Genomic DNA, 12,169 nt, shown 5'->3' with positions numbered 1-12,169 from the left:
AATGGCGCAAATACTGATCGTCGACGATGAAATGGGTATCCGCGAGCTGCTCTCCGAGATTCTTGCCGACGAAGGCCACTCGGTCTGGCAGGCGGAGAACGCTGCCGCGGCGCGCAAGGTGCGTGCCGAAAAACGGCCGGATCTGGTTCTCCTGGACATCTGGATGCCCGATACTGATGGCATATCTCTGCTCAAGGAATGGTCCGCTGGCGGTCTCCTGACGATGCCCGTGGTGATGATGTCCGGCCACGGCACGATCGATTCGGCGGTCGAAGCGACGCGCATCGGGGCGACCGATTTTCTCGAGAAGCCAATCGCCCTGCAGAAGCTGCTGGCCACCGTCAAGAAGGCGCTGAAGCATGAAACCGTGCTCGACAAGAAGCCGCTGACGCTTGATGCCTTTGCGCGCTCGCCGTTGCTCAAAGACCTCAAGCGGCGCCTCGAACAGGCCGCAGCGAAGACCTCGGTGCTGCTGCTAAAAAGCGGTTCGGGCAGCATCGCCGAGATCTGCGCGCGCACCCTGCAGACGCACCGCACGCCCTGGCTGGACCTGTCGGCCGCGACTACGCCGCTGACCCAGGAGACCTTGCACAACACCAGCGGCGGGATCGTCTTCATTGCTGATCTGGCGCAATTGGGCAAACTGCAGCAGATGAACCTGGTCTTCGCGCTCGAACGCCTGGAGCGACACAATCTGCAGATGGTTGCAGCTTCCAGCCGCTCGCTGACGGCACTCGTTGAAGCCGGCTGGGATTCGCTTCTGGTTAGCCGTCTGGGAGAGGTCTGGGTGGCCCTGCCGCAGATTTCGGGGCACGGCGACGACGTGCCCGAGATCGCCGCCCTGCTGCTGTCCCACCTCGCGGAACGCGGGGAAGTGCCGTTGCGCCATTTCTCCAGCGGCGCGCGCAACGCCCTGCGCCTGCACCGCTGGCAGGGTGAGTGGGCCGAATTGTTGGCCACGGTCAGAAATCTTGCGCTGTCGGCGCTTGACGAGGAGATCGGTGCCGAAGACGTCGAGCGCGTGCTGCAAAGCGAAGCCGGCGGCACCGCCCCGCCGCCGTCGCCGATCTGCCTGGATCAACCCCTGCGCGAGGCCCGGGAAGCATTCGAGCGGATGTATTTCGAATATCATCTGGCCGCCGAACGCGGTAACATGACGCGTTTGGCCGAGAAGACGGGCCTCGAACGCACCCACCTGTATCGGAAGCTGAGGCAGCTGGGACTCAACATCGGCAGGCGTGGCGACGAGCGCGAGTAAGGTCTCGCCAGGTGTTGCTCAGGGAGATCGATAGAAATGCGGATCGTCATTCTCGGTGCCGGCCAGGTCGGTGCGAGTGTTGCCGAAAGTCTTGTTTCCGAGAATAACGACATCACGGTGGTCGATAGCGACCACGAGCGCCTGGCGTACCTGCAGGACCGCATGGACCTGCGCACGGTCGTCGGCGACGGTTCGCATCCTTCCGTGCTCGCCAACGCCGGCCTGCAGGACGCCGACCTGCTGATTGCCGTGACCCAAAGTGATCAGACCAATCTGGTCGCCTGCAAGGTCGCGCACAGCGTCTTCAACGTCCCCGCGCGTATCGCCCGCTTGCGCGCGCGTGACTTTCTCGACAGCGAAAAGCTGTTGTCGCCGGAGAATTTTGCGGTCGACTACGCCTTGTGTCCGGAGCAGGTCATTACCGAGTACCTCGCCAGTCTGGTGGCCTTTCCGGAAGCACTGCAGGTGCTGAGTTTTGCCCGCGGACGGCTGGCCCTGGTCGCTCTGCGCGCTTATGCCGGAGGCCTGCTGGTTGGCAGCCCGATCAAGGAAATGCGCGACCACCTGCCAGCGGAGGTCGATGGGCGGATTGCCGCCATTTATCGCAGCGGTGGGGCGATCGCGCCGACTGGTGAAACGATCGTTGCCGACGGCGATGAAGTCTTCGTGCTGGCGGCCGAAGAACATATCCGCACCGTGATGCGTGAGTTGCGCCGCTCGATGGAGCCCGTGCGGCGGGTGATGATTGCCGGTGGCGGCAACATCGGCCTGCGCGTGGCACAGGCGCTGGAAGGCAAGTGCGAGGTCAAGCTGATCGAGATCGACCGGCGGCGCGCCGAGTTCGTCGCCAGTTCGCTGAAGTCGGTACTGGTGCTCAACGGCGACGCCACCGACGAGGAGTTGCTGCAGCAGGAGGCGATCGAGGAGATGGAACTGTTCCTCGCGCTGAGTAACGACGACGAAGACAACATCATGGGCGCGTCGCTGGCCAAGCGGATGGGCTGCCAGCGCGTGGTGGCGCTGATCAATCGCCGCGCCTACGCGGAACTGGTCCAGGGCGGGCCGATCGACATCGCGATTTCACCGGCGCAGGTATCGATCGGCACGCTGCTGACCTATGTTCGCCGTGGCGACGTGGCGCAGGTGCACAGTTTGCGCCGTGGCGCTGCCGAAGCCCTCGAGATCGTCGCCCACGGCGACCAGAAGAACTCGCGAGCCGTCGGCCGGCGCATCGGCGACCTGCCGCTGATTCACGGCGCCTTTATCGCCGCGGTCGTTCGCGGGCTCGGCGAGACCGAAGAACTGAACTTTTTCCGCCTGGGCCAGAAGAAGCAGACGGGCCGGGTGCTGATCGCGCACAAGGACGTGGTGATTCAGACCGGCGATCACGTGATTGTCTTCTGCATTGACAAGAAAGTCGTCAAGCAGGTCGAGAAACTGTTCGAGGTGGGCTTCCACTTCTTCTGAGACGACCGCGTGAAAAGCTATTACCCGGTGATCCGGGCGCTGGCGCTGGTGATCCTGATGTTCGGGCTGACCATGCTGGCTCCCCTGAGTCTATCGTGGGTCCTCGACGATGGCGCGGTCGGTGCGTTCGACGAAGCGCTGTTGCTGACCGTCGGGACCGGCCTTGGCCTGTGGTACGCGACGCGCAAGGTGACTCGCGACCTGACCATCCGCGACGGCTTTCTGATGGTCGCGCTGGTGTGGACGGTGTTGCCGATCTACGCTGCCCTGCCGCTGGTGCTCCAGCTCAATTTGAGCTTCACCGACGCCTACTTCGAAGCCGTGTCCGGGCTGACGACGACCGGGTCCACCGTCATCGTCGGCCTTGATGAGCTGCCGGTGTCGATCAATTTCTGGCGAACGCAACTGGTCTGGCTGGGCGGCATGGGCTTGATCGTTCTCGCCGTGGCGATCCTGCCGCTGCTCGGGATCGGCGGTCGACAGATGTTCAAGGCCGAAACCCCGGGGCCGATGAAAGACACCAAGATGACTCCCCGCATTGCGGAAACGGCCAAGGGGCTGTGGGTCGTCTACTCACTGGTCTCGATCTGCTGCGTCCTGGCTTATCAATGGGCCGGCATGAGCTGGCTGGACGCGATCATGCACATGTTCGCAACCATGGGTCTTGGCGGCTTCTCCAGCCATGATGCCAGCTTCGCCTACTTTGACTCGCCGGCCATCGAAGCGGTCAGCATCGGTTTCATGCTGTTCGCCGGGATGAATTTCGCGACCCACTTCGTGGTTCTCTCCGGGCGTTCCTTGCGCCCCTACCGCGCTGATCCGGAAGCCGGCTGGTTTCTCCTGGTGACTCTTGGCAGTGTCGTCGGCATCGCCTTCTTCCTCGACTTTCACGACATATATCCAAGCTTCGTGGAGGCGCTGCGCTATGCCGCTTTCAATGTCGTGTCGATCGCCACGACCACCGGTTTTGCGACCACCGATTACGCGCTCTGGCCTTTTTTCGCACCGCTGTGGATGCTCTTCCTGTGCAGCTTCGCGACCAGCGCCGGATCGACCGGTGGCGGAATCAAGATGATTCGCGCGATCGTCCTCTACAAGCAGGTCTACCGCGAGCTGACGCGCGCCATGCACCCCAATGCCGTACATCTCGTCAAGGTTGGCAGAGACGTCGTCCCCGCCAACATTCTTTTCGCGGTTCTTGCTTTCGGCTTCATGTACATGGTGTGCATCGTGGCGATGACTCTGGTTCTTTCCTTCTCCGGGCTCGAGATCATCACCGCTTTTTCGGCCGTGGTCGCCAGCATCAACAATACCGGGCCAGGCCTGGGGCAGGTCGGGCCGGCGAACAACTACGCGGGCCTGAGCGATTTTCAGACCTGGGTGTGCACCTTCGCCATGCTCCTCGGCCGCCTGGAAATCTTCACCCTGCTGGTGGTCATGACGCCGGCTTTCTGGCGGAAGTAGTCGGGAAAGGGGATAATCGCCCGATCCGCGCGTTTCGCCCCTGCCCGTGGCGTCCCATGCCAAGCCAGTTTCCCAGTCCGGTGGAGTTCGACGTGACCCGACCATGCAACGACAGTTTCCTGCGCGCCCTGCTCAAGCAGCCGACCGCCCACACGCCGGTCTGGCTGATGCGCCAGGCCGGTCGCTATCTGCCCGAGTATCGCGAGACGCGCGCGCGCGCGGGCAGCTTCATGCAGCTGTGCAAGAATCCCGGCCTGGCCTGTGAGGTGACCCTGCAGCCGCTTGCCCGCTACGAGCTCGACGCGGCGATCCTCTTTTCCGACATCCTCACCGTCCCGGATGCGATGGGGCTCGGCCTCTACTTCACCGACGGCGAAGGCCCGCGCTTCGAGCGCCCGCTGCGCGAGGAGTGGGCGATTCGCGACCTCAGCGCACCGGACCCCTGGGACCACCTGCGCTACGTGATGGATGCCGTGGCCGAGATCAGGCGCGCGCTGAACAGCTCGGTGCCACTTATCGGCTTTTCCGGGAGCCCCTACACCTTGGCCTGCTACATGGTCGAGGGCGCGTCGAGCACCGATTACCGCCGGATCAAGGGCATGCTCTACGATCGGCCGGACTTGCTGCATCACATCCTGTCGGTCACCGCCGACGCTGTGAGTGCCTACCTCAACGCCCAGATCGAATCCGGCGCCCAGGCGGTGATGATCTTTGATTCCTGGGGAGGTTCGCTTTCGGCAGCGGCCTACGAAGAGTTCTCGCTCCAGTACATGCAACGCATCGTCGGCAGGCTGATCAAGGAAAAGGACGGGGAGCGCGTGCCGTCGATCGTGTTTACCAAGGGCGGGGGCCTGTGGCTGGAATCGATCGCCAACATCGGATGCGATGCGGTCGGCCTGGACTGGACGATCGACATCGGCGAAGCGCGCCGGCGCGTCGGCGAGCGGGTCGCGCTGCAGGGAAATGTCGACCCGGCGGTGCTCTTCGCCTCGCCTGAAAGGATCGCCGTCGAAGCGAGGAAGGTGCTCGACAGCTTTGGCCCGAGCCGGACCGGACATGTGTTCAACCTGGGGCACGGCATTTCCCAGTTCACGCCGCCGGAGAACGTCACCGCGCTGGTCGATGCCGTACACCAGCACAGTCGAATTCTGCGCCGGCAGAGCTGATGAATTGGCGTTTACCTCTTGACTTGTTCACAGAAGCGATCCACGAATTGGCGCTGCCGCGGAAAGTCTCTTGTAAATCAGATGCGTATCTGTAAGTCACTGCTTTATATCGGTTTTTGAATCGCTCATTTTTCTTGCAATGACACTGAAACCCTTGCCCCAAGGGCTTTTGAACCACTTTCCAGCGTTCCCATCCACAGAGTTATCCACAGTCTCTGTGTACGGATCGGAAACTTCAGGAAACTGAACATCTTATCCCGCATTGCCAGAAGTGGCGCGAGCTTCCGCCGCTAAGTAAGCGCCGATTTCTTTGCCTGTGTTCGAACGGTTGCCAGCCCTGATGTCATCGCTGCAGATTGCCCGTGTTGCGCTCGATCTTCCGCTCCGCAGCCTCTTTGATTATCGTGCTCCCGACGAGCAGCCGTTGTCGCCGACCGACGTCGGCTACCGGGTCCGGGTCCCCTTTGGCACGCAGCGGAAAATCGGTATTCTGGTCGAGCTGCCGGCGACCAGCGAGGTCTCCCTGGCGCAGCTCCGACCGATCGACTGCGTCCTGCGCGACCTGCCGCCGCTGCCCACAGACTGGTTCCGTCTGACCGAGTTCTGTGCCGCCTACTATCATGCCCCCCTTGGCCAGGTGATGCTGTCCACGCTTCCCGCCGGCCTGCGGGCGACCACTGCCGTCCAACCCCGGCACTCGCGCAAGGCGCCCCTCGTGGGAAGCGCGCAGCAGGCGCCGCCACTGACCGCCGAGCAGCAGGCGTCCCTGGCCGCGATCACCGCGGCCGCTGGCTTCCACGCCTACCTGCTGCACGGCGTCACCGGCAGTGGCAAGACCGAAGTCTATCTGCGGCTGATCGAGCGGGCCCTCGCTGGTGGACGCCAGTCACTGCTGCTGGTACCGGAAATCAACCTTACACCGCAGCTGGAGGGCCGCGTCGCGGCACGCTTTCCCAGCGCTGGCATGGTCAGCCTGCACAGCGAACTTGGTGAGGCGGCGCGGCGGCGCAACTGGCAGGCAGCGCTGACCGGCGAAGCGCGAATCGTGCTCGGAACCCGCCTGGCGATCTTCACCCCGCTGCCCGACCTTGGCCTGATCGTGGTCGACGAAGAGCACGACGCCTCGTTCAAGCAGCAGGACGGAGTCCGCTACTCGGCGCGAGACCTGGCCGTGTTTCGTGCCCGCCAGATGGCGATACCGATTGTCCTCGGTTCGGCGACGCCGTCACTCGAGAGCTGGGCCAATGCCACCACCAGCGCCAGCCGCGGGCGCTACCAGCTGTTGTCGCTGCACGAACGAGCGGTCGAAGGCGCCCGCCTGCCGGAGGTCCGGCGCATCGACACGCGCGTCGACAAAACGCAGGATGGCCTCTCCGGCGCCATGTTGCGGGCGATCGAACAGCGCCTGGCGCGTGCCGAGCAAAGCCTGCTCTTCCTGAATCGCCGCGGTTATGCGCCGGTGCTGGCCTGCGGCGCCTGCGGCTGGACCTCGGATTGCCATCGCTGCGCGGCCAATCTGGTGCTGCACCTGAGCGACCGCCGTCTGCGCTGCCACCACTGTGGCTTCGAGGCGCGCGTCCCGCAGGCGTGTCCGACTTGTGGAAACCAGGATCTGAGCCCGTTTGGCCGCGGCACGCAGCGGCTTGAGGCGGTTCTCGCCGAGCGCTTCCCCCAGGCCCGCGTGCTCCGCGTCGATCGCGACTCGGCGGGCAGCCGCAAGCAGTGGGAAGCCCTGGTCGAGCGAATCCAGTGCGGCGAGGCCGATATTCTGGTCGGGACGCAGATGCTGGCCAAGGGTCATGACTTTCCAAAGCTCACCCTGGTCGGCGCGATCGCTCCCGATGCCGCGCTGTTTGCTGCCGACTGGCGGGCGCCCGAGCGGCTCTTCGCGCAACTGATGCAGGTTGCCGGCCGCGCTGGCCGCGCCGAGCGGCCGGGTGAAATGCTGATTCAGACGCAGTTTCCCGAGCATCCGCTGTACGCCGCGCTGGCCCGCCATGACTTCCCGGCTTTCGCGGCGACGCAGCTTGATGAACGCCGGCAGGCGGGTTTCCCGCCCTACGCCTACCAGGCGATGCTGCGTGCCGAGGCGCCACAGATGGCCGATGCCTTGCGCTTCCTGACCATCGCCCGCGCCTGCCTACCAGCCGAGGTCGGGCAGGCGGTCTGCTTCTACGACCCGGTGCCGATGCGTCTTTCACGCCGGGCCAGCCTGGAACGTGGTCAGTTGCTGGTCGAGTCTCCGTCGCGCCGCGCCTTGCAGCGCTTTCTTGCGCAGTGGGTGCCGCAACTCGAAGCGATCAAGTCGTCGTCGCGGCTGCGCTGGCATCTGGAAGTCGATCCGCTGGAGTTCTGACGCCGGCCGCCGCTCGCCGCCGCCAGACCGCCGACCAAGGCTGCCCTGTCGCGGCAGGCGGCCGTGCCATCAGCTGCTCGGGCGTCCCTGGCGCTTCTGTTCCCAGCGACTGATCATCCGCTCGCGTTGGGCGTCGAACTCCTTGCGCTGCTCCGGGGTGAGGATCAGCATCGTCTGGTAGTGCTGACGGGCACGCAGCTGGCCCATTTCGGCCATCGCCAGGGCGCCCTGCTCGGTCAGTGCCTTGACCTTGGCGTCGTCGTACGTCGCGCCTTTCAGCAACTCGTGAAGCTGCACACGCGTGTCGCGCATGACCTTCAGTTTTTCAGCCATCAGCACCGCGTCCTGCTTGCGCAGCTCGGCGATTTTCGCTTCCTGGGCGGTGCTGAGTTTGAGATTCCTGAACATCCGCGGCAGGCCATCCGGCTCGCCGCGCATTCCCTGCGACCCCCTGCAGCCGTCCATCCCTCCGATCATCGGGTCGGCGTGGACTGTCATCGGAACTGCCAGGGCGATGCTGCTGGCGGCGAGAAACATGGCGAGGGTGCGATTGAGCGTTTTCATCAATGACTCCTGTGTGGTTGGGTAGATCCAGCGCGGCCCTGGGTGCCGCTACTGTTGGGTGTACTGTCGGGGAGCTGACCGTAAAGCGCTGCAAACCCGCTGTAAAGCCGTGTAAAAGGGCGATGTCGGCGAGCCCTCGGCGAGCGACCACGGCGCGTAAAGGCCGGTAAAGACACGCGCTTGCGGGTGTGCCGGGCTTATCATCGGCGCTGTAAGAAATTGAAAAGAGTGGAGACATGAGCCGAGTCCTGCTGGTCGACGACGACATCGAACTCGCCGCGATGCTCCGCGAGTACCTCGAACAGGAAGGCTTCGAGGCGGTAGCGGTGCACGATGGCGAAAGTGGCGTTCGCGAAGCGCTCAGCGGCCGCTACGCCATTGCCGTGCTCGACGTGATGATGCCGCGGCTTAACGGCGTCGAGGCGCTGCGCCAGATCCGCGCCGGCAGCCGCCTGCCGGTGTTGATGCTGACCGCCAGGGGTGACGACATCGATCGCATCATCGGACTGGAACTCGGAGCAGATGACTACGTCCCCAAGCCGTGCTCGCCACGGGAACTGGTCGCCCGCTTGCGGGCGATCCTGCGTCGGGTGGCCGGCCCTGCCGAGGCGAGCACCTCGGCGGAGCCCCTGGTGGTCGGCCCTCTGAGCATGTGGCCGGAGCGTCGCAGCGCGTCCTGGCGGCAGCAGCCACTCGACCTCACCAGTACCGAATTCAGCATTCTCGGAGTCCTGGCACGCCAGGCCGGCCGGGTGGTGAGCAAGAGCGAGATCTCGGAACTGGCGCTGGGACGCCCTCTGGCGCGCTTTGATCGGAGCATCGACGTGCATGTGAGCAGCATCCGCCAGAAGCTTGGCGCGCGGCCGGACGGCAGCTCGTGGATCCAGACGATTCGCGGCCAGGGCTATCAGTTGGTCAAGGCCTGAGCATGGGGCGGCTGTTCTGGAAGTTCTTCTTTGCCTTCTGGCTGTCGCTGCTGCTGGCGGGTTCGGGTGTGGGCACCGTCGTCTGGCTGCATCGCCAGGCGGAGGCCGAAACCGAGACCGGACCCGCGCTCTCCGGTGGGCCGCGGGCGACGGTGATGCTCGATGCCGCGGAGGTCTTCCTGCGCCGGGGTGGTTCGCAGATGATGCGCGAGGTACTCCGGGAATGGGCGGACGCCCCGGGCGCTGCACAGCTATTCGTCCTCGACGACACAGGACGCGATCTGTTCGACCGTCCGCTTCCTGGCGACCTGCGTGCCGCATGGTCAGCGGGCGACTTCCGCCGGGGACCGCAGTCCGCTGCGCGCCGCGTGGTGGCCAGTGACGGACAGGCGTACACGCTCGTCGCGCGCTTCGACCGCCAGCCGGGGCACGGTCGACCGCCGCGCCGCGAGCGCCCTTCGCCGGCGCAGCCGATCCTCGCCGGCCTGCTCGCCAGCCTCGCCTTCAGCGCCGCGATGGCCTGGTACATGGCCAAGCCGATCCGCAGCCTGCGCGGCGCCTTGCGTGCCGTCTCAGACGGCCGGCTGGAGACTCGGGTGCAGCCGTCAATGGGCAGGCGTCGTGACGAACTCGCCGATCTCGGGCGCGACTTCGACCGCATGGCGCAGCGCCTGCAGGCGCAGGTCCATATCCAGCAGCGCCTGTTGCACGATGTTTCTCACGAGCTGCGATCGCCGTTGGCGCGGCTGCACGCGGCCATTGGGCTGGCGCGGCAGAACCCCGCCAAGCTCGATATGACTCTCGAGCGAATCGAACGCGAGTCGGTTCGCCTGGACGAACTGGTCGGTGAGCTGCTGACCTTGTCGCGGCTCGAGGCGGGCACCCCGGGCGGCCCACCGGAGACCATCGACCTGATCGAAATGGTCGCCAGCATCGCCGACGACGCCGGTTTCGAGGCCTCCGCGAGCGGCCGCGCGGTGCACTTCAGCGGCGACGGCGAAGTGAGCGCGGCGGTGCAGGGCGAACTGCTCTATCGGGCCGTCGAAAACGTCGTTCGCAATGCGGCAAAATACACCGCTGCCGGTACCTCGGTCGAGGTTCGGGCCCGCCGTCTGTCATCGCCGGAAGTGTTCGAGGTGGTCGTCTCCGACCGCGGCCCCGGCGTTGCGGAGGCTGACCTCGAAGCCATTTTCGAACCTTTCTACCGGGCCGACAACAACCGCGGAACGAGCGGATACGGGCTCGGCCTGGCCATCGCCCGCCGCGCCGTTAGTGCGCACGGCGGTCAGCTGCGGGCACGCAATCGCCCCGGCGGCGGCCTCGAGGTGACACTCAGCTTGCCGCTTTAGGGCCGCTGTCCGGCGATTCTTCCCTCGTCCGCCTGGCGCGCCGATCGTCGGCATCGCTGCGCGAGCCCGGCATCACCGCCCGGGGGCGGCGCCGGCGTCCTACTGCGGCAAGCCGAGTTCAGCCATCCGTTGGGTGATGCGGATGATCTGAACCCAGTCATGCGAGACAATATCCTGCGAATGGGCGAGGTTGTTGCGCAGCGACGCCAGGTCCTTGATCACCTGTTTGGCCACTCGTTTCGAGCTCAGGCCGAGGGCTTCCCTGGCCGGCTGGTGCTCGAGCATGATCTGGGCTTTGTCGGTCAGCTGCAGCCAATCGATCAAGTCACTGTGCTGATTGCGACGTCCGCGCTCCCGCTGCAGTTCCCGCGCCTTTTCCAGACGGGTGGCCGGGAGGACGTCTTGCCACTTTCCCTCCGGAAAGACCTGCTGGGTCAGCGGGCAAAGCGCCATCTCGTAAAGCGTGATGGCATCGAACAACCACATGCGCACGACCGGATGGTTCACCGCGTCACGCTCGATCACTCCGACGACCGAATCGAACACCGACACGAAGCAGTGATCGTGACGGGTCAGGATGCCGACCACATCCATCAGTGGTGCGTCGAGGCCCAGCACCTGGTCCGGCGAGATAGGCTGCAGATGTCGCCCGCTGGGCGTATCGTCGCCATTCTCTATGTCAGACAGACCCACATACGCCTGGACGACTCCGTCGACACGGGTCCCGGCAATCCGCAGCCTTCTTGATTTCATGATTCGCGCTGAAGTACATTCGGGTGCCTCGGCGTCAAACGACAGCAGTGGCTCGGCGATATCGCCGGCGGCGAACACCTCGCGAAATCTGCGCAGCATCGTTGAACTGGCAAGCTGGGGGAAGAACGATGCCAAGCCCGCAGGTGGCGAACCCGGGTCGTGGTCTGCCCGGGCGGTCAGCAATTTTTTCAGGCAATCGCCATGCAGCGTGCGCGCCTTCTTCAGCAGCGTTGCATGGCCTTCGCCGAGCACTGCCAGCAAGGCGTCCATCTCACCCAGGAAAACCCGAGCGAAGCGTGTCTCGTGGCCGGTGATGTCCTGGCAATTATCGATCAGGTCGGCCAACTTGACGGTCTTGGCGCGAGCTGATGCGTGCGCGGTGTGGCGACGATCCATCTCCTTGCGGACGGCGCGGTTGCCGCCGCTTGGCCGGCTGACATCGGTCAGATCCTGGACCAGCGCAGCCATCGCCGGGCCAAACTCGCGCTCGATGTCGCCGAGAGTGGCCGGCGTATCCTCGACCACATCGTGAAGCCGCGCGGCGCCAATCATTTCCGGATCGTCGGTGACCGACGCCACCAAGCGCGCCACGGCCTCCAGGTGCACCTGGTACGGTTGATCGCTGTACTTGCGGCGATGGCCAATCCGCTGATGGGCCGAGGTTGCGAAGGCCTGCGCGCGCTGGATCAGGTCGGACATGTGGGGCACCTTGATGGGTAGCCGAGACGGTACCCGGGGGAATGTGTCGCGGCCAACCTGAAACTGGTCGCCATCCGCTGGCGTGAAACTGGGTGTTCTTCGAGGCTTTGATGTAAAGCTGGTTTTTCTTCGCTGTTTGGGTCTTCTTTGGTTTTCTTTCCAGATCG

The 12,169-nt window shown here is 64.7% G+C and carries 9 protein-coding genes; 7 read left to right on the top strand and 2 right to left on the bottom strand.

The genetic code is table 11. From position 1 onward, the window contains the following. Nucleotide 1: 1 nt before the first annotated feature. The 5 genes from Q1L50_RS05085 (at nucleotide 2) to Q1L50_RS05065 (ending at nucleotide 7,711) form a co-directional block, all read left to right on the top strand. Nucleotides 2–1,258 carry a response regulator gene (locus tag Q1L50_RS05085; RefSeq protein ID WP_300336394.1) on the top strand — a complete coding sequence of 419 codons (1,257 nt, stop codon included), beginning with the start codon at nucleotides 2–4 and terminating at the stop codon, nucleotides 1,256–1,258. Nucleotides 1,259–1,294: 36 nt separating this feature from the next. Further along, complete coding sequence (trkA, locus tag Q1L50_RS05080; protein WP_300336392.1) at nucleotides 1,295–2,725, top strand: Trk system potassium transporter TrkA; 1,431 nt, start codon at nucleotides 1,295–1,297, stop codon at nucleotides 2,723–2,725. A gap of 9 nt (nucleotides 2,726–2,734) precedes the next feature. Beyond that, entirely contained in the window at nucleotides 2,735–4,189 is a 1,455-nt protein-coding gene (locus Q1L50_RS05075) for a potassium transporter TrkG (protein WP_300336390.1), read from the top strand. Between the two features lie 92 nt (nucleotides 4,190–4,281). Further along, nucleotides 4,282–5,355 (top strand): uroporphyrinogen decarboxylase, encoded by a 1,074-nt coding sequence (hemE, locus tag Q1L50_RS05070; RefSeq protein WP_300336388.1) that lies wholly within the window; start codon nucleotides 4,282–4,284, stop codon nucleotides 5,353–5,355. 340 nt (nucleotides 5,356–5,695) lie between these two features. Then, on the top strand, nucleotides 5,696–7,711 hold the full coding sequence (locus Q1L50_RS05065; RefSeq protein WP_300336386.1) for a primosomal protein N': 2,016 nt from the start codon (nucleotides 5,696–5,698) through the stop codon (nucleotides 7,709–7,711). Between the two features lie 69 nt (nucleotides 7,712–7,780). On the opposite strand, the gene Q1L50_RS05060 is transcribed toward Q1L50_RS05065, so the two are convergent. Further along, nucleotides 7,781–8,275, bottom strand: coding sequence for a Spy/CpxP family protein refolding chaperone (locus Q1L50_RS05060; RefSeq protein WP_300336384.1), 495 nt, complete (start codon nucleotides 8,273–8,275; stop codon nucleotides 7,781–7,783). Between the two features lie 236 nt (nucleotides 8,276–8,511). Between Q1L50_RS05060 and Q1L50_RS05055 the strand changes: the two genes are divergently transcribed. After that, nucleotides 8,512–9,201 carry a response regulator transcription factor gene (locus tag Q1L50_RS05055; RefSeq protein ID WP_300336382.1) on the top strand — a complete coding sequence of 230 codons (690 nt, stop codon included), beginning with the start codon at nucleotides 8,512–8,514 and terminating at the stop codon, nucleotides 9,199–9,201. A 2-nt stretch (nucleotides 9,202–9,203) separates the two neighbouring features. Then, complete coding sequence (locus tag Q1L50_RS05050; protein ID WP_300336380.1) at nucleotides 9,204–10,550, top strand: ATP-binding protein; 1,347 nt, start codon at nucleotides 9,204–9,206, stop codon at nucleotides 10,548–10,550. A 99-nt stretch (nucleotides 10,551–10,649) separates the two neighbouring features. On the opposite strand, the gene Q1L50_RS05045 is transcribed toward Q1L50_RS05050, so the two are convergent. Further along, nucleotides 10,650–12,002 (bottom strand): HD domain-containing protein, encoded by a 1,353-nt coding sequence (locus Q1L50_RS05045; RefSeq protein ID WP_300336378.1) that lies wholly within the window; start codon nucleotides 12,000–12,002, stop codon nucleotides 10,650–10,652. Between the last annotated feature and the right edge of the window lie 167 nt (nucleotides 12,003–12,169).

Source organism: Accumulibacter sp. (assembly GCF_029255145.1).
Classification (GTDB): domain Bacteria; phylum Pseudomonadota; class Gammaproteobacteria; order Burkholderiales; family Rhodocyclaceae; genus Accumulibacter.
Note: the sequence above shows the minus strand (reverse complement) of the source record. Positions and strands in the feature narration are given on the sequence as shown.